Source organism: Paracoccus chinensis (assembly GCF_900102885.1).
GTDB classification, from domain to species: Bacteria; Pseudomonadota; Alphaproteobacteria; order Rhodobacterales; family Rhodobacteraceae; genus Paracoccus; species Paracoccus chinensis.
This window is the reverse complement of the sequence record NZ_FNGE01000015.1, coordinates 45085-60786: the sequence shown is the minus strand read 5'-3', so window position 1 is coordinate 60786 and position 15702 is coordinate 45085. Positions and strand designations below refer to the sequence as shown.

At 71.4% G+C, this 15702-nt stretch carries 16 protein-coding genes; 2 read left to right on the top strand and 14 right to left on the bottom strand.

Annotated elements, in window-relative coordinates; genetic code table 11:
- The 7 genes from BLQ03_RS14005 to BLQ03_RS13975 all read right to left on the bottom strand — a co-directional run.
- Nucleotides 1-905 (bottom strand): BatD family protein (locus BLQ03_RS14005; RefSeq protein WP_090756951.1); only part of this gene is annotated, 905 nt, incomplete at its 3' end.
- The gene (locus BLQ03_RS14000; RefSeq protein ID WP_245688926.1) at nucleotides 899-1507 is read right to left on the bottom strand and encodes a hypothetical protein; all 609 of its coding nucleotides are present in this window, start codon (nucleotides 1505-1507) and stop codon (nucleotides 899-901) included. The genes BLQ03_RS14000 and BLQ03_RS14005, both read right to left, overlap by 7 nt.
- A 2-nt stretch (nucleotides 1508-1509) precedes the next feature.
- Entirely contained in the window at nucleotides 1510-2379 is an 870-nt protein-coding gene (locus BLQ03_RS13995; RefSeq protein WP_090756949.1) for a VWA domain-containing protein, read from the bottom strand.
- The gene (locus BLQ03_RS13990; RefSeq protein WP_090756948.1) at nucleotides 2376-3302 is read right to left on the bottom strand and encodes a VWA domain-containing protein; all 927 of its coding nucleotides are present in this window, start codon (nucleotides 3300-3302) and stop codon (nucleotides 2376-2378) included. Before BLQ03_RS13990 ends, BLQ03_RS13995 begins: the two co-directional genes overlap by 4 nt.
- The gene (locus tag BLQ03_RS13985) at nucleotides 3299-3640 is read right to left on the bottom strand and encodes a hypothetical protein (protein ID WP_090756947.1); all 342 of its coding nucleotides are present in this window, start codon (nucleotides 3638-3640) and stop codon (nucleotides 3299-3301) included. Before BLQ03_RS13985 ends, BLQ03_RS13990 begins: the two co-directional genes overlap by 4 nt.
- Complete coding sequence (locus BLQ03_RS13980) at nucleotides 3624-4448, bottom strand: DUF58 domain-containing protein (RefSeq protein WP_245688924.1); 825 nt, start codon at nucleotides 4446-4448, stop codon at nucleotides 3624-3626. The genes BLQ03_RS13985 and BLQ03_RS13980 overlap by 17 nt, the downstream gene beginning before the upstream one ends.
- Nucleotides 4442-5398, bottom strand: a complete 957-nt coding sequence (locus tag BLQ03_RS13975; RefSeq protein WP_245688922.1) for an AAA family ATPase — start codon at nucleotides 5396-5398, stop codon at nucleotides 4442-4444. The genes BLQ03_RS13980 and BLQ03_RS13975 overlap by 7 nt, the downstream gene beginning before the upstream one ends.
- Nucleotides 5399-5677: 279 nt before the next feature.
- On the opposite strand from BLQ03_RS13975, the gene BLQ03_RS13970 reads away from it, so the two are divergent.
- On the top strand, nucleotides 5678-6421 hold the full coding sequence (locus BLQ03_RS13970) for a proteasome-type protease (protein ID WP_090756945.1): 744 nt from the start codon (nucleotides 5678-5680) through the stop codon (nucleotides 6419-6421).
- Between the two features lie 13 nt (nucleotides 6422-6434).
- Here BLQ03_RS13970 and BLQ03_RS13965 read toward each other — a convergent pair whose 3' ends face one another.
- From BLQ03_RS13965 to BLQ03_RS13955, 3 genes are all read right to left on the bottom strand, one after another.
- Nucleotides 6435-7409 carry an alpha-E domain-containing protein gene (locus BLQ03_RS13965; RefSeq protein ID WP_090756944.1) on the bottom strand — a complete coding sequence of 325 codons (975 nt, stop codon included), beginning with the start codon at nucleotides 7407-7409 and terminating at the stop codon, nucleotides 6435-6437.
- On the bottom strand, nucleotides 7406-8860 hold the full coding sequence (locus BLQ03_RS13960) for a circularly permuted type 2 ATP-grasp protein (protein WP_090756955.1): 1455 nt from the start codon (nucleotides 8858-8860) through the stop codon (nucleotides 7406-7408). The genes BLQ03_RS13965 and BLQ03_RS13960 overlap by 4 nt, the downstream gene beginning before the upstream one ends.
- Nucleotides 8861-8921: 61 nt before the next feature.
- Nucleotides 8922-10037, bottom strand: coding sequence for a zinc-binding metallopeptidase family protein (locus tag BLQ03_RS13955; RefSeq protein ID WP_090756943.1), 1116 nt, complete (start codon nucleotides 10035-10037; stop codon nucleotides 8922-8924).
- 497 nt (nucleotides 10038-10534) lie between these two features.
- Here BLQ03_RS13955 and BLQ03_RS18675 point away from each other — a divergent pair, with 497 nt between their 5' ends.
- Nucleotides 10535-10747, top strand: coding sequence for a response regulator (locus BLQ03_RS18675; RefSeq protein WP_217629764.1), 213 nt, complete (start codon nucleotides 10535-10537; stop codon nucleotides 10745-10747).
- A 20-nt stretch (nucleotides 10748-10767) separates the two neighbouring features.
- On the opposite strand, the gene BLQ03_RS13945 is transcribed toward BLQ03_RS18675, so the two are convergent.
- From BLQ03_RS13945 to BLQ03_RS13930, 4 genes are all read right to left on the bottom strand, one after another.
- Nucleotides 10768-11130 (bottom strand): response regulator, encoded by a 363-nt coding sequence (locus tag BLQ03_RS13945; RefSeq protein WP_090756942.1) that lies wholly within the window; start codon nucleotides 11128-11130, stop codon nucleotides 10768-10770.
- 2 nt (nucleotides 11131-11132) lie between these two features.
- Nucleotides 11133-13037: a PAS domain S-box protein gene (locus tag BLQ03_RS13940; protein ID WP_175558883.1), complete on the bottom strand. Its 1905-nt coding sequence runs from the start codon at nucleotides 13035-13037 to the stop codon at nucleotides 11133-11135.
- 211 nt (nucleotides 13038-13248) lie between these two features.
- Nucleotides 13249-14211: an alpha-E domain-containing protein gene (locus BLQ03_RS13935; RefSeq protein ID WP_090756941.1), complete on the bottom strand. Its 963-nt coding sequence runs from the start codon at nucleotides 14209-14211 to the stop codon at nucleotides 13249-13251.
- Nucleotides 14211-15668 (bottom strand): circularly permuted type 2 ATP-grasp protein, encoded by a 1458-nt coding sequence (locus BLQ03_RS13930; protein ID WP_090756940.1) that lies wholly within the window; start codon nucleotides 15666-15668, stop codon nucleotides 14211-14213. The genes BLQ03_RS13935 and BLQ03_RS13930 overlap by 1 nt, the downstream gene beginning before the upstream one ends.
- Between the last annotated feature and the right edge of the window lie 34 nt (nucleotides 15669-15702).

Genomic DNA, 15702 nt, shown 5'->3' with positions numbered 1-15702 from the left:
AGGGAACGCAGGCGCCACCCGGCCGGGCGGCGGTCGAACAGCAGCAGCCCCGCCCCCAGCAGCCCGCCGCCCGACAGCAGCGCAAGGCCCAGCAGCCCCGTTCCCGCCTGCGGCGCGGTGGTGTCCCCGGAGGCACCCGTCGCGCCCACCTCGACCGGCAGGGTCACGGCGCTCCACATCTTGCGGGCGATGGTGTTGAAGAAGGGGAACTGCAGGGGCACCAGCGTGCCCGGCTCGCCGCGCAGGCGCAGGTGCCATTCCCAGACCACGACCGCCAGCGGCCCCCGCTCGGTCAGGCGCGTTTCGCGGATCTCGGGCGCGGCGAAGCTGATCAGCCAGTCCTCGTCGAAGCTGGGCCGCTGCGGCAGGAACTGCGCCATCGTCCCCTCGGCGCTCAGCGTGACGCGGCGCACGAAGGTCTCGCCGTCCTTCAGGAAGGCCGGGTCGGCGGACAGCTCGTCGGTGATGGTGACCTGCGGCGTGACAAGGGGCCGCCCGCCGCCGGGATAAGGGTCGACCGCGATCGTGACGGGGGGCGCGGTCACGGGCAGCTCCTCGCGTCCCGAAGGTGTGGTCTTGGTCAGCCGGTGCGTGACCGGCCCGATGGTCAGGCTGCCGGGGCCTTTCGCGAAGACCGCGACGCGGCGCTCGAAGACGCGGCGGGGCAGGCCGTTGATGCGTTCCTCGGCCCAGTGGTCGGGGGCATACTGGACCCAGTCATAGGACTCGGAGCCCGGAAAGGTCATGGATTCCAGCGTGATCGCGCCGGTGTATTCGCCGCGGATCGTGACGGGGATCATTTCGCCCGCGACCGGGCGGGTGTCGGGCAGGATCAGGCGCAGGCTGTCCTGGGCGCGCGCCGGAAGGGCCAGCAGCAGGACCAGCAGGGCAAGGCGGATCACCATGGCTCGATCCCCGGCGCGCGCAGCAGGCCCAGGGCCGAGCGGCGGTCGTATTCGGCGCGCAGGCGCAGGGCCAGGAACTCGCCCGGATCGTCGGGCAGGGTCCGCAGCCAGTCGTCGGTCGCGGCGATGCCCCGCGCCGTGATCGGCCGGTACAGGCCGGGGTCCTGCACCCCTGCGGTGACGATGGCGGTCGAGGGCGCGGCGGCAAGCCCGCCCTGCCCCACGATGCGGCCCGGCACGGTGCTGTCGGCGGTGATGTCGGGATCGAGCGCGGCGACCAGTTCGCGGTTGCGCCGCGCCTCGGCATCGGCGGGGTTGTCGTAAAGGACGGCGTCGAAATAGGCGACCGACAGCGGATAGTCGCCAAGCGCGGCAAGGGTCAGCGCGCGGTTATAGGTCTGCCGCCGCCGCGACTGTGCGAAGGCCGCGTCCGCCGCTGCGTGGTCGCCCGCATGGTAAAGGGCGATGCCCCGTTCCGCCGGGTCGGCCAGCAGATGCGCGGCAAGCCCCGGCAGGCCTCCCATCAGCGCCAGCCGCCCCAGCGCCTGCGGCCCCGCCGCCGCGAGGCAGCAAAGCGCCAGGGCGAGAAGGGCGAGCCGCATCCTCATGCCTGCCGCCGGAACTGCATCGCGAGCGGCAGCAGCGCCAGCGCCGCGAGCCAAGGCCCGAGGTCGCGGTATTGCAGTGCCACCAGCGCCCGGTCGCGGTCGAGCCCGCCCCCCGCCAGCGCCGCGACGACCGCGCCGGGGCGGCCCGCCTCGGCCACCGCGCCGTTCGCCAGCGCCCGCAGCGCCACGGCGTCGCCCGAGGGCTCGCCCTCGACGGACAGGACCGAGATGCGGACGCCCGCTTCGGCCAGCCGCGCCGCCTCTGCGCGCGCGGCCGCGTCGATGCCGCCCCCGTCCGAGATCAGGACAAGGTCGGCGCGCTTCAGCCCGGCCAGCATCTGCCCGGCCAGCGACAGGGCGGCGGCGGGGTGGCTGCCCTCGTCCGGCATGATCGCGGCGTCGAGAACGGCGATCTGGCTTTGCAGGGTCGCGGGGTCGTCGGTGGGGGCGGCCACGGCATAGGCCTCGTTGGCGTAAAGGATCAGTCCCACCGGACGGCCTGCCAGCCGCGTCAGCAGCCCTGCGGCCGCGGCCTGCGCATCCGCCAGCGCGGGGCCCGCCGCGACCGAATCCGACATGTCGATGGCGATCACCACCGCGTCGCTTTGGGCAAAGACCGGGGCATCGGCGCGGGGCAGGGCGGGACCGGCCAGCCCCAGCGCCAGCACCGCCGCGCCCGCAACCGGCGCAAGCCGCCGCCAGCCCGAGCCGCGCCGCAGGTGCCCCAGCGCCATCATCCCGGCCAGCATCGTGGGCGGCATCACCGTCTCCCACCCGCCCGCGTCGGCGCCGCGCCGCCGCAGAAGCAGCACGGCCAGCGCCAGCAGGGGCAGGGCGGCCAGCCAGCCGGGGCGCAGCAGGATCATGCGCGCCTCCAGCCGATCAGCAGCAGCAGGGCCAGCGCCACCCCGGCGGGCCAGGGCCAGAGCGACTGCCGGTAAAGCATCGGCGGGCGCTCGGACGGGTTCGGCTCAAGTTCGTCCAGCGCGGCGGCCATGCGTTCAAGATCCTCCATCCCGCGCACGCGGAAGGTGGCGCCGCCGCTGGCCCCGGCCAGCGCGCGCAGGGTTTCGGAATCCACCGCGTCGCGGGTCTTCGGCGCGGTTTCCATGTCCTGCGGACCCAGGGCGACCGTGTGGATGCGGATGCCGTGGCCGGCGGCCAGCCGCGCGGCCTCGACCGCGTCGACCTTGCCCGAGGTGTCCGAGCCGTCCGAGAACAGCACCACCACCCGCGTCGGCGCCTCGCTGGCGACCAGCCGCTTCATGGCAAGGCCAAGGCCGTCCGAGATCGCCGTCGCGCGGCCCGAAATGCCGATCTGCGCCTCGTCGATGGCGCGGGCGACGGCATCGACGTCGAAGGTCAGGGGCTGGGCGAAATAGGCGCGGTCGCCGAAGATCACGAGCCCGATCCGGTCGCCCTCGCGGCTGGCGACAAGGCGCGAGGCCACCCGCTTGACCGCGTCGAGCCGTGACAGGGGCGCGCCGTCGAGGTCGAAATCCTCGCGCTCCATGCTGCCCGACAGGTCCATCGCCAGCACGATGTCGCGGCCCGAGGCGGGGATCATCCCGCTCGGCCGGCTGACCTGCGGCCCGGCCAGCGCGAGCACCAGCGCAAGCCAGGCCAGCGCCGCCAGCAGGACGCCCTGCCCCGCGCCGCGCTGCGGGGTGACGCCCGCCAGCACATGGGCCGGGACGCGCAGGCCCATGGGCGCCGACAGGGGCGGCAGCAGGCGCACCAGCAGGGGCAGGAGCAGCAGCAGGAAGGCGAAGGGAAAGGCGAAGCTCATCGCCGCCTCGCCAGTTGTTCGATCCGGTCGTCCGAAGGGGCCGGGGCCGCGCCATAGGCCGGGGCGCGCAAGGGCTCGGGCAGGCGGCCGAGGATGCGGGCAATGGCGAGGATGCGTTCCTGCGGGGGCAGCCCGCGGGTCGCGCGGATGCGGGCGCAGGTCGAGGTCCGCCGCCCGAGGAAGGGCGACAGCGCCGTGGCCGCGACCACCCCCGCCAGCAGGCCGAGGCCAAGCAGCCCCAGCATCTCGGGCCAGCCGAGCGTCGCCAGCTGCGGCACCAGACGCGGCGGGCCGAGGGCGGCGATCAGGTCGGCGGAAACCTCAGGATGCGAGGACATGAGGCTCGATGCCCAAGGTCCGCAGCAAGGCAAGCTGCGGGGCGGGGTCATGGGGGGCAAGCAGGCCGCGCCGGGCCGTGCCCCCGGCGCTGACCGACAGCACCCGGCCGGGCGGGGCGCTTTCGGCGGGGTCGAGGATCAGGTGCACCGCGACCGTCCGTCCCCGCGCCAGCCGGGCCAGAGCCGCATCCGTGCCCTCAAGCCCGTCCGGCCCGGTCGCCAGATGCACCCGGCTGCCCGGCGGCGCGATCCGCTGCGCCTGCGCGATCACGGGGCCAAGGGCCGCGGCCTTCCCCCGCCGCAGCAGCGCCGCGTCGTGGCGCGCGGCCAGCATCACCGCCACCGCCTGCATCTGCGCCGCGCCGGTGTTCGGCTGCAGGCTGGCGGGGCCGTCGTCGCCTGCCACCAGCAGCCCGACCGAGCCGCCCCGCGCCACCGCCTCCCACCCCAGCCGGGCGAGGTGGCGGGCGGCGCGGACGGAGCGCAGCGCATCCACGGTGCCCCACAGCATGGCGTGGCGAAAGTCCGCGACCAGCAGGGTGGTGTCGTCGCGGTCCTCGTGAAAGCTGCGGACGTGAAGCTGTCCGGTGCGGGCGGTCGCCGCCGGGTCGATGCGGCGGATGTCGTCGCCATCGGTGAATGCGCGGATCTCGCGCAGGTCCATGCCCTGACCGGCGGTGCGGGCCGGGATCGCGCCGGGGCGGCGGCTGGCCGGACGCGCGCGGCCGGACCGCGGGGGCGGGCGCAGGGCGATCAGTTCGGCCGCCGTCAGGCGCAACCCCGGACGGTCCAGCGCGGCGGCTACCACGGGCGGACCTTCTCCATGGCCTCGGCGATCAGGCTGCGGGGGGTGCAGCCCTCGCTGGTGGCCTGCCAGCTGGGGACCAGGCGGTGCGCCAGCGCGTCGGTGGCCAGATCCTCGACATCCTCGGGCAGCCCGTGGTCGCGCCCGCGCAGCCAGGCCCGCGCCCGTGTCGCCGCCGCCAGCGCCAGCGTGCCGCGGGGCGAGACGGGATGCTCGATGCGGTCCGCGACCGCGCCCCCCGCCCGCGTCGCCATGACCAGCCGCACGATGTAGTCCTTGAGCGCGGGGGCCAGATGCACCTGCGCCACCGCGCGCCGCGCCGCGTGGATGTCGGCCTCGGCGATCAGTTCGGCCGCGGGCGGGGGCGGCGCGAGCAGCTCGGTTTCCACGAGGTCGAGGATCGCCCGCTCGTCCTCGGCCCCCGGCAGGTCCAGGTGCAGGTGCAGCAGGAAGCGGTCCATCTGCGCCTCGGGCAGCGGGAAGGTGCCCTCGTGCTCGATCGGGTTCTGGGTGGCCACGACCATGAAGGGATCGGGCAGGGGCCGGGTGGTGCCCCCCGTGGTGACCTGATGCTCGGCCATGGCTTCCAGCAGCGCGGACTGGACCTTGGGGGGCGCGCGGTTGATCTCGTCCACCAGCACCAGCGAGTGGAACAGCGGGCCGGGCACGAAGCTGAAGCCGTCCTCGGCGCGATAGACCTGCGTGCCGGTCAGGTCCGAGGGCAGCAGGTCGGGCGTGCACTGGATGCGCGCGTGCCGGCCCGGCAGATGCCCCGCCAGCCGCTTGACCGCGCGGGTCTTGGCGATGCCGGGCGGGCCTTCCAGCAGGACATGGCCGCCCGCCAGCAGCGCGATCACCAGCCGCTCGGCCATCCGTTCGTGTCCCACCAGCCCCGCCGCCACGTCGCGGGTCAGCCGGGCGACCGGGTGAGAGATGGTGCTGCTGTGGGTCACGGGGCTCTCCGCGTCGGGTGAGGGAACGGGCAGCCGGGCGGTCGCCGCAGGCCCGGAGTGTTGCATCCGCCTCGCCGGCCTGTCTCTCCGACGAAAGGGGGAGGTCGGGGCCGAGGGCTCTGTGCCCCGTGCTGCGGGGCGATCCTTCGTGGTCATCGGGCGGGCAGGGGGCCGGTGACGCTGCGGCGCGGGGGCCCGCGGGCCTTCGGCGCGATTTCGGGAAGGCAGAAGGCCTGCTAGGTTCGGCCTGTCGGGTTCCGAAGGGGAAAAAGGCCGAAGATGACCTATTGTGCGGGGTTCCTGGTGCGGGACGGGCTGGTGATGATGGCCGATACCCGGACAAATGCGGGGGTGGACAATGTCTCGACCTACCGCAAGCTGCGGGTCCATGCCAATGACGGCAACCGGCTGATCGTCAGCGCCTCGGCCGGCAGCCTGTCCACGACGCAGGACGCGGTGCAGCGGCTGCACCAGGGCGTCCCCAACCCCGAAACCGGGGAAACGGAAACGCTGGAGTCCGTTTCCAGCATCTATGACGCGGCGCTTGCCGCCGGACGCGCCCTGCGCGCGGCGCGCGACGGCATGGAAAGCCTCGAACAGCAGCAGATCAGCTTCGACGCCACGCTGCTGGTCGGCGGCTCGGTGGGGGGCGAGCCGCTGCGGCTGTTCCTGGTCTATCCGGCGGGCAACTGCATCGAATGCGGCCCCGACACGCCCTATCTGCAGATCGGCGAGAACAAGTACGGCAAGCCCATCCTGGACCGGGCGCTCTGCTATGACACCGAGCTTTACGAGGCGGTGAAGATCGGCCTGATCTCCTTCAGCTCGACCATGCGCTCGAACCTCGCGGTGGGGCTGCCCATCGACCTCGTCACCGCGCGGCAGGGGCAGTCGGGGGCCGAGGTCGTCCACCGGATCGGGCCGAACGACGGCTATTTCGCCGAACTGTCGCGGCGCTGGTCCGAGGTGATCAACGAAGCCTGCAGGGCGGTCCCGCGCGTGCCCTTCGGGCCGCCCGCCTGAAACGGCGGCAGGGTCAGGCGCCCTGGGCCTGGGTCCGGCTGGCCGGGGCCGGGGGCGCGACCCGGGTCGGCGCGATGAAATAGGTTTCGCACACCGCCTGGTGCAGCGCCGACAGGTCGGACCGGGCGCTGGCCAGCAGACCGGCGATCCGGTCGGCGTCCGCGCCCGCCGTCTCGGCCGCGGCCAGTTCCGCCGACAGCCGGGCCGCGGTCGCGGCGGCCGCCCCCGAATCCGGAAGCCGGCCGAGCGCCTGCCCGATCCCGCCCAGGCAATGGACGAGCGCGCGGGGAAAGACCTGCGAAAACACAAGAAAGCGGCTGACGCCAAGGCGCGTCACGGGTCCGCGCAGGCTGCGGCGGTACATCTGGTAGGCCGTCAGCGACTTGAGCACGCCGACCCATTCGGCCGCCTGCAGCGACAGCATGTCGCCCACGCCGTCCCCGATCCGGGCAAGCGCGTTCTCCAGCACCTGCACCGTGAAGCTGCCGCGCTCGATGGTGCGCCCCAGCCGCAGGACGGCATAGCCCGCGTCGTCGTTCATGGCGCCCGAGAACAGCCCCGCCATGGCCTGCGACCGGCCGATGATCTCGCGCAGGTGGACGTCGCGCATCTGGGGCGCCCCGACGCCGGGTCGCGCGGCGGCCGCGTGCAGCCCGTTGACCGCTTCCCAGCTTTCGCGGGGCAGCATTTCCATCAGGGTGCGGATGTTTTCCCGCGCATAGCTGCAGGAGGACAGCAGCGACGAGGGGTTCTGCGGATCGCTGAGCAGGAAGTTCGTGGCCTCGCGCTCGGTCCGGGGCAGGCCGCGGGCGTCGAAATCCTCCAGCGTGCCGGTGATGGACAGCACCGGTTCCCAGAAGAAGCCCGAGCGGTCGGGCCGGTCCAGCCGGAACTCGGAATGGACGGCGACAAGGCGGGCGGTGTTCTCGGCGCGTTCCAGATAGCGCGCCATCCAGTAGATGTTCTCGGCAGCCCGCGACAGCATCATGACCCTCCGACATCCACGACCCAGGTGTCCTTGCTGCCGCCGCCCTGGCTGGAGTTGACGACGGTCGAGCCCTCGACCAGCGCGACGCGCGTGAGGCCCCCGGCGGTGACCTCGGTGCGGCTGCCCGACAGCGTGAAGGGGCGCAGGTCCACGTGCCGGGGCGCGACGCCGCTGCCGACTATGGTCGGCACCGTGGACAGGGTCAGCATGGGCTGGGCCATGTAGTTGCGCGGGTCGCGCCGGACGGCCTCGGCAAAGGCCGCGCGCTCGGCTTCGGTCGCGTGGGGGCCGATCAGCAGGCCGTAGCCTCCGGATTCGTTGGCGGCCTTGACGACCAGATTGTCGATGTTGGCCAGCACATGGTCGCGTTCCGAAGGATAAACGCAGCGGAAGCTGGGGACGTTGGGCAGCAGGGGCTCGGCGTCGAGGTAATAGCGGATCAGCGCGGGCACATAGGTGTAGATCACCTTGTCGTCGGCCACCCCTGCGCCCGGCGCGTTGGCCAGCGCGACGTTGCCCGCCCGCCAGGCCCGCATCAGCCCCGGCACGCCCAGCATGGAATCGGGGCGGAAGGCCTCGGGATCGAGGAACAGGTCGTCCACGCGGCGGTAGATCACATCGACCCGGCGGGGGCCTGACAGGGTGTGCATCTGCACGCAGTCGTCATCGTCCACGAACAGGTCGGCGCCGGTGACCAGTTCGACCCCCATCCGCTGCGCGAGGTAGCTGTGCTCGTAATAGGCCGAGTTGTAGATGCCCGGCGTCAGCACGACGATCTGCGGCTCGTCGCCGGGGCGGGGGCTCAGCGAGGCCAGCATCGCGTGAAGCTGCGACGGATAGTCGTCCACCGGCAGGATGCGCGCGCGGCGGAACAGTTCGGGGAAGCAGCGCTTGGTGATCTGGCGGTTTTCAAGCATGTAGCTGACGCCCGAAGGGACGCGCAGGTTGTCCTCGAGCACATAAACGGTGCCGTCGCGGTCCCGCACGAGGTCCGATCCGCAGATATGCGCCCAGATGCCATGGGCCGGAGAGACGCCCATGCATTCGGGCCGGAAGTTCTTCGAGGTCGCCAGCAGGTCGCGCGGGACGATGCCGTCCCGAAAGGCCCGCTGGTCGTGATAGACGTCGTCGATGAAGAGGTTGAGCGCCAATGCGCGCTGCTTCAGCCCCGCCTCGATCCGCCGCCATTCGGGCAGGGGCAGGATGCGCGGCACCAGGTCATAGGGCCAGTGGCGGTCGTTCGAGCCGCCGTCCTCGCCATAAACCCGGAAGGTGATGCCCATCATGCGGATGCCGGCCTCCGCCGAGGCCACGCGCTCGGCCAGCCGGGCGTCGTCCAGCGAGGCGAGATAGGCGCAAAGCGCCTCGGCGCCCGGTCGCGGCTGGCCGGGCGCGAGGATCACCTCGTCGTGGAAGCCGTTGACCGGATAGTCCTTCCAGCAGATCCCCATGGCGCCCCCGACAGGCAGACGATGCATCCCCCGTGTGGATCAAGCGGTCGCACGGGCATCATCATCGAACAAGCGAGCCGTCGGGCGAAAAGGTTCCCGTGCCGCCTCTGCCCGCCCTTTGGGCAGAGGCGACGAGATCATGCACGAATCCGAGCTTGGTGATGACGGGCGCGGACAGCACGAAGGGATAAAGGTCCGGCAGGCCCATGCTGCGGTTCAGCGAATTGACCGCAAGCGTCAGCGGCAGCCAGGCCTCGACCAGCGCATCGACGTTGTCGGCCTTGTAGGCGTCGAAGTCGATGCGCGTGGCAAGCTCGTGCGCCTGCGCGACCTGCGGGCGCAGCCCGAGGCCGAAGGCATTGGCGGTGCCCAGAGTGTCCACGATATGCAGGTAATGCGCCCAGGTTTCGGCGAAATCCTCCCACGGATGGGCGGTCGCATAGGCCGAGATGCAGCGGTCGCGCCAGTCGGGGGGAGGCCCCTGGTCGTAATGGCGGTTGAGCGCGGCGGCGTAATCCTCGCGCTCGTCGCCGAACAGCGCGCGGAAGCGTTCCAGCATCTCGGGCGGGCCGTCGCGCACGAGGCGGTCCCAGTAGTAATGCCCGACCTCGTGGCGGAAATGACCCAGCACCGTGCGGTAAAGCTCGCCCATCCCGGCGCGCCTGCTTTCGCGCTCGGCGTCGTCGGCCTCGGCGATGTTGATGGTGATCAGCCCCGAGGCGTGCCCGGTCAGCACCCGCTCGGCCGTGGGGTCATCGGGGTCGGCGATCATGTCGATGATCAGCCCCTCGGGATGCTCTGCGCGGGTGGCGAGCGGAAGCCGGAACTGGATCAGCGAATAGAACAGCCGGTGCTTGGCGGCCTCGATCCGGCGCCAGCGTTCCAGGTTTCCCGCGACCGACAGGTCCGGGATCATCCGGTTGTGCCGGCAGGCCTCGCAGAAGGCATGGGGATCGCCCGAGGCGACAAGCCAGTTGCAGACGTCGTGACCGGCATTGGCGCAGAAGCGATAGGCTTCCCTGGGCCTGTCGATGGGACACCACGCGCCGTCCCGCGCCTGCAAGGCCACCAGCGCCTGCCGGGCCGCGACATAGCCCAGGCGGTGGCCGCAGCGCCCGCAGAAGCGGTTCTCGAAATGAAGCGTCTGCCGGCAGTTCTGGCATTCGAACAGTTGCATGGAGGGATCCTGAAGGCTTCGCGTCGCGGGGGACTGGCGGCGGCACCGGTGGCCAGAGCCAAGCTCAATCGGCGTCAGGGCGGAAGGTTCCACGGGCGGGCGGGATCGGCAAGGCCGCGCGGGGGCGCGCCCTTGACCGGACGGCGTCCTTTCGGCCCATCCCCGCCGATCGGGCGCAGGTCCGGCTTGAGGCGGATCCTCCTTGCGCATATCCGGGGCATTGCAGCCGTCGGCAGGGCTGCCATGATGCCGAGGCGGCGGCCTGCGGACGCCTTGTCGAGGGAGGAAGCCATGGACCAACGACTCCGCACGTCCCTCCGGGGGCGTTTCGTCATGGTGGTCGAGGACGAGTTCTTCCAGGCCGAGGAACTGTCGCGCGCCCTGTCCGGCGCGGGCGCCCGGCTGGTCGGTCCCTTCCCCACGGTGGAAAGCGCGCTGGCGGGTCTGGACGGGGGGGGCGCATCGACGCCGCCGTTCTTGATGTCAATCTGCGCGGCGTGGCGGTGGCGCCGCTGGTCGAGGCCCTGTCCGCCCGCGGCATCCCGTTCCTGTTCGCCACCGGCTATGACCGCGCCGCGCTTCCCGCCGCTTGGGGTGAGGCCCCTGTCTTCGAAAAGCCCCTCAACCTCGGCCGGCTGGTCGAGGCCGTGGGGGCGCTTCCCCCATGCGCGGATGGCCTCGGGCCCGCAATGCGCGCGCCCGTCGCGTAGGCCCGACCGGGAAGGGCCGCTTAGCCGAAGATCCCCCGGGCGACGCGCTGAAGGTCCAGCGGCTTTTCGCAGACCGGGGCATCGGCGTAATCCGCCGCGATGATGGACGGATCATAGCCGGTCAGGAAAACAAAGGGCACCGACCTGGTCCTGAGCGCATCGGCCACGGGATAGGAGGTTTCGCCGCGCAGGTTGACGTCCAGGACCGCCCCGTCGAGATGCTCGGACCTGGCGACGAGGTCCAGGGCCGCGGCGACGGTCGGGGCGGGCCCGACGACGCGGGCGCCGGCTTCTTCCAGCATGGCGGCCTGGTCGAGCGCGATGATGAAGTCATCCTCCACCAGCAGGATGTGCCGTCCCGAAAGGGATGCGACGGTGGTCATGGTCAGGACCTCCCCGAGGTGCCGGCGTCGAGCGGCAGGTCGATGGTGCAGCGCAGCTCGGTCAGCCCGAGCGCATAGGTGGTGCGGGCGCCCAGGGAATGGGGCAGGGCCTGTTCGATGAGGACGCGCCCGTATCCCCCGTCGGCGCGGGGCTCCGCCGGGCAGGCCCCGGCGCGGTTCAGCCCGTCCTCGTGCCAGTCGATGTGCAGATGCCGCCCGGCCGGGCCGTCGCGAAGTTCCCAGCGGATGCCGAGCCGCCCGCCCGCCCCGGACAGCGCGCCATGTTTGCGGGCATTGGTGGCCAGCTCGTGCAGCGCCAGCGCAAGGGTCTGGGCGTGGGAGGGGCGGATGCAGACGGGCGGACCCTGCAGCGGCAGCCGCTGCCCTTCGGCCGCGCCGAGCGCATCCAGTTCCAGGCTGAGCAGCGCGCGCAGGGTGATCGGCTCGTGTTCGGCCCGCGACAACAGCCCCTGCACCCGCGACAGCGCCTTGAGCCGGTGGTCGAAGGCCTCGCGGAAGGCCCCGATCGAGCCTGTCTCGCCCATGGTCTGGTGGGCGACGGACCGGACCACGCCGATCAGGTTGCGGGTGCGGTGCTGAAGCTCGGCCACCAGCACCTCCTGGCGCATCTGCAGCCGGCGCAGCTCGTCGATGTCGAGGGCGGCCCCGAACCACCCGGCAAGCCGCCCGTTCGCGTCCTGCCAGGGGACCTGGCGGCACAGGAACCAGTGATATCCGCCGTCGCGCCCGCGCAGCCGGTACTGAAGCTCGAGCGGCTGGCCCGAGCGGAAGGCCTCGGCAAAGGCTTGCGCCGTCGCCTCGCGGTCCTCGGGATGGACCGAATCCAGCCAGCCGCCGGCCTGCAGCTCGCCGGGGGATTGCCCCAGGTAGCCGAGGGCGCGCCCGTTCAGCTCGATCCTGTCACCCGTGGCGTCCGCCTGCCACAGCAGGGCCGGCGCCAGTTCGCCCAGCAGGCGCAGCCGCTCCTCGCTGGCGCGCAGCTGCTCGTCGGCCAGGCGCCGTTCGGTTACGTCCTGCCCGATCTTCAGGAACCCCCCGCCCGGCATGTGGCCCAGGGCGCGGCGCGATCCCTCGATGAAGACCTGCGAGCCGTCCTTGCGCAGGTGCCAGCGCACGTCGGGCGCGCTGCCCTGCCGCAGGGCGGTGTCCCTTTCCTGGTCGGGCACGCCCGCGGCGCGGTCCTCGGGGGTATAGAGCATGGCCGAGGGCTTGCCCCGGACCTCCTCGGCGGTCCAGCCGAAGACGGCGGCGGCGCCGGGCAGCCAGTCGGTGATCCGGTCCTCGGCGTCGGTGACGAAGATGGCGTAATCCGCCGCCGCCTCGACGGTCAGGCGGAAGCGCTCCTCGGTCGCGCGCAGGTCCCGCAGCCTGAGCAGCCGGTCCACGATGGGCCCGAGGATACCGGCATAGGTGCGCAGAAAGGCGCTGTCATGCCCGTCGAAGTCGCGCGGGCGCGTGTCGTCCACCTGCAGCAGGCCGAAGGCGCCCTGGCGGGGCAGGAAGATCGGAACATTCACCAGCGCGACGATGCCTTCCTTCTTCATGAAGTCGGGCACCTCGAAGCGGTCCTCCTGGGCGATGTCGCGGGTGATCACCGGCTCGCGCGCCCTGATGGCGAAGGATTCCGAGGAATGGTCCTGCATCGAAAGGCGCAGGTGCCCGACGTCGCCCGGCGCCCAGCCGATCCCGGCCCGCAGGAACAGGCTGTCCCCGTCGTCCTCGATCTCAAGCACCTTGGCGCGCTCGGTTCCCATGGCGGCGGCCACCAGCCGGCAGGCTTCCTGCAGCACCTCGTCCAGATCGTCCGACTGCAGCGCGAAATCCGCGAAATCCGCCAGCACCTTCTGACGCTTGAGCATGGTGTCCAGAAGGTCGCGTTGCGGCATCTGCAGGTCTTCGCCTTTCGTGGCGTCGCGGGGCCCCGCCGAGAGAACGGCACGAGAGCGGATCAGGTTTCTCCGGGTGTTATGAACGGGGAACCAACAAAAGTCAGCCCGCAATGCCATCATCCGGCCGCCGCGCGGACCCTGCCGTCGCGGCACCCGAGCCGGCGGGCCGCGGACGCCGGGGCGCGGCCGGCCAGCGATTGCCGGGCTTTCAGGCGCTCTGGCCCTGCCGCTGGCCCCGGGGCGGCGCGCTTGCGCGAAGGGTGAAATAATCCGCCGAGATCATGCCGTGCAGCTCGGCCAGTTCGGACTGAAGCCTTGCAAGAAGGGGGCTGGCGTCACGCTCCTCGTCCGAGACGCAGAACTCCGAGACAAGCCCGGAGGACAGCCGGTCCACGGCGGCCGCGATCGGCTCGGACCGGGGCAGCCGTGCGAGCGACTGCCGGATCTCCTGGGTGCAGTAGGCGATCGAGCGGGGAAAGACGGACGAACAGGTCAGGAAGCGGACGACCCGCGGGCCGGTGACCGGCCCCTGCACGGCGCGCCGGAACATCTGGAAGGCCGTCAGCGACTTGAGCACGCCCACCCAGTCGGCCCCGCGGATGACCTGGCTGTCGTCGGTGCCCTGCTCGATCACGTGGAAATTGCCCAGCATGACGCGCGTCGCGAAATCCGCCCGCTCGATGGCGCGGCCGAGGCGCAGGAAGGCATAGCCCTCGTCATCGTTCATGCCGCCCAGGAACAGGCCGGTCAGGGCCTGGATGCGGCCGATGATCTCGCGCAGGTGCTCGCTGCGCCGCCGGGACGCGGCGATGTCGGGCTCGGCCGTGAGCTGGTGAAGCCGGTTGATCTCTTCCCAGCTTTCGCGGGGCAGGATCTCCAGCAGCGTGCGGGTGTTCTCGCGCGCGCGGGCGCAGATGCTGAACACCGACGAGGGGTTGCGGGGATCGTTCAGCAGGAACTCCGCCACGGCCTGTTCGCTGCAGTCGAGACCGTGGTTGCGGAAGTCGCCGGAGGTGCCGGTGACGCTCAGCACCGTGTCCCAGGCGGCTTCGGCCGGATCGGGATGATCGAGCCGCGTTTCCGTCTGGACGCTGAGCAGGCGCGCGGTGTTCTCGGCCCGCTCGAGATAGCGCGCCATCCAGTAGATGTTCTCGGCCGCCCGCGACAGCATCACGCTTCTCCCGAAAGATCGACCACCCAGGTGTCCTTGCTGCCGCCGCCCTGGCTGGAATTGACGACGGTCGAGCCCTCGACCAGCGCGACGCGGGTCAGGCCGCCGGCCGTCACGTCGGTGCGGCTGCCCGACAGGATGAAGGGGCGCAGGTCCACGTGGCGGGGCGCCACCCGGTTGCCCACGATCGTGGGGACGGTGGAAAGTGTCAGCATCGGCTGGGCCATGTAGTTGCGGGGATCGCGCCGGACGGCCTCGGCAAAGGCCGCGCGTTCGGCGTCCGTGGCATGAGGGCCGATCAGAAGGCCGTAGCCGCCGGATTCATTGGCGGCCTTGACCACCAGATTGTCGATGTTGGCGAGCACATGGTCCCGCTCGCCCGGATAAACGCAGCGATAGCTGGGCACGTTGGGAAGGATCGGCTCGGCGTCGAGATAGTAGCGGATCAGCGCCGGGACATAGGTGTAGATCACCTTGTCATCGGCCACGCCCGCGCCGGGGGCGTTCACCAGCGAGACGTTGCCCGCCTGCCAGGCGCGCATCAGGCCGGGCACGCCCAGCATGGAATCGGGGCGGAAGGCCTCGGGGTCGAGGAACAGGTCGTCCACGCGGCGGTAGATCACATCGACGCGGCGCGGCCCGTCGATGGTCTGCAGCTGCACCATGTCCTCGTCGTCGACGTAAAGGTCGGCGCCGGTCGCCAGCTCGACCCCCATCTGCTGGGCGAGGTAGCTGTGCTCGAAATAGGCCGAGTTGTAGATGCCGGGCGTCAGCACGACGATCCGCGGGGTGTCGCCGGGCCGCGGGCTGACCGAGGCCAGCATGGAATAAAGCTGCATGGGATAGTCGTTGACCGGCAGGATGCGGGCCTGTCGGAACAGCTCGGGGAAGCTGCGCTTGGTGACCTTGCGGTTCTCGATCATGTAGCTGACGCCCGAGGGGACGCGCAGGTTGTCCTCGAGCACATAGACGGTCCCGTCGCGGTCCCGCACCAGGTCCGAGCCGCAGATATGCGCCCAGACCCCGTGGGCCGGAGAGACCCCCATGCATTCGGGGCGGAAGTTCTTGGAGGTCGCCAGAAGCTCGCGGGGGACGATGCCGTCCTGGAAGGCGCGCTGGTCGTGATAGACGTCGTCGATGAAGAGGTTGAGGGCCAGGACCCGCTGCTTCAGCCCTTCCTCGATCCGCCGCCATTCGGGCAGCGGCAGGATGCGGGGAATGAGATCATAGGGCCAGTGGCGATCCAGAGAGCCGCCGTCGTCGCCATAGACGCGAAAGGTGATGCCCATCATGCGGATGACCTGCTCGGCGGTCGAGACACGCTCGGACAGCGCCTTGTCGTCCAGCGAGGCGAGATAGGAGGCCAGCGCGCGGGCGCCGGGGCGGGGCTGGCCGTCCGCCGAGATCAGCTCGTCATGGACACCTTCGGTCCCGTAGTCATCCCAGCAGATCGTCATGATGCTCCAGTTGCCTTCGAAATTCTTGCACGAG

What these genes read in the sequence shown, in the direction of transcription:
- BLQ03_RS14000 (WP_245688926.1), bottom strand. Translation starts at nt 1,507, where the DNA reads ATGCGGCTCGCCCTTCTCGCCCTGGCGCTTTGCTGCCTCGCGGCGGCG.
- BLQ03_RS13995 (WP_090756949.1), bottom strand. Translation starts at nt 2,379, where the DNA reads ATGATCCTGCTGCGCCCCGGCTGGCTGGCCGCCCTGCCCCTGCTGGCG.
- BLQ03_RS13990 (WP_090756948.1), bottom strand. Translation starts at nt 3,302, where the DNA reads ATGAGCTTCGCCTTTCCCTTCGCCTTCCTGCTGCTGCTCCTGCCCCTG.
- BLQ03_RS13985 (WP_090756947.1), bottom strand. Translation starts at nt 3,640, where the DNA reads ATGTCCTCGCATCCTGAGGTTTCCGCCGACCTGATCGCCGCCCTCGGC.
- BLQ03_RS13970 (WP_090756945.1), top strand. Translation starts at nt 5,678, where the DNA reads ATGACCTATTGTGCGGGGTTCCTGGTGCGGGACGGGCTGGTGATGATG.
- BLQ03_RS13965 (WP_090756944.1), bottom strand. Translation starts at nt 7,409, where the DNA reads ATGATGCTGTCGCGGGCTGCCGAGAACATCTACTGGATGGCGCGCTAT.
- BLQ03_RS13960 (WP_090756955.1), bottom strand. Translation starts at nt 8,860, where the DNA reads ATGGGGATCTGCTGGAAGGACTATCCGGTCAACGGCTTCCACGACGAG.
- BLQ03_RS13955 (WP_090756943.1), bottom strand. Translation starts at nt 10,037, where the DNA reads ATGCAACTGTTCGAATGCCAGAACTGCCGGCAGACGCTTCATTTCGAG.
- BLQ03_RS13945 (WP_090756942.1), bottom strand. Translation starts at nt 11,130, where the DNA reads ATGACCACCGTCGCATCCCTTTCGGGACGGCACATCCTGCTGGTGGAG.
- BLQ03_RS13940 (WP_175558883.1), bottom strand. Translation starts at nt 13,037, where the DNA reads ATGCCGCAACGCGACCTTCTGGACACCATGCTCAAGCGTCAGAAGGTG.
- BLQ03_RS13935 (WP_090756941.1), bottom strand. Translation starts at nt 14,211, where the DNA reads ATGCTGTCGCGGGCGGCCGAGAACATCTACTGGATGGCGCGCTATCTC.
- BLQ03_RS13930 (WP_090756940.1), bottom strand. Translation starts at nt 15,668, where the DNA reads ATGACGATCTGCTGGGATGACTACGGGACCGAAGGTGTCCATGACGAG.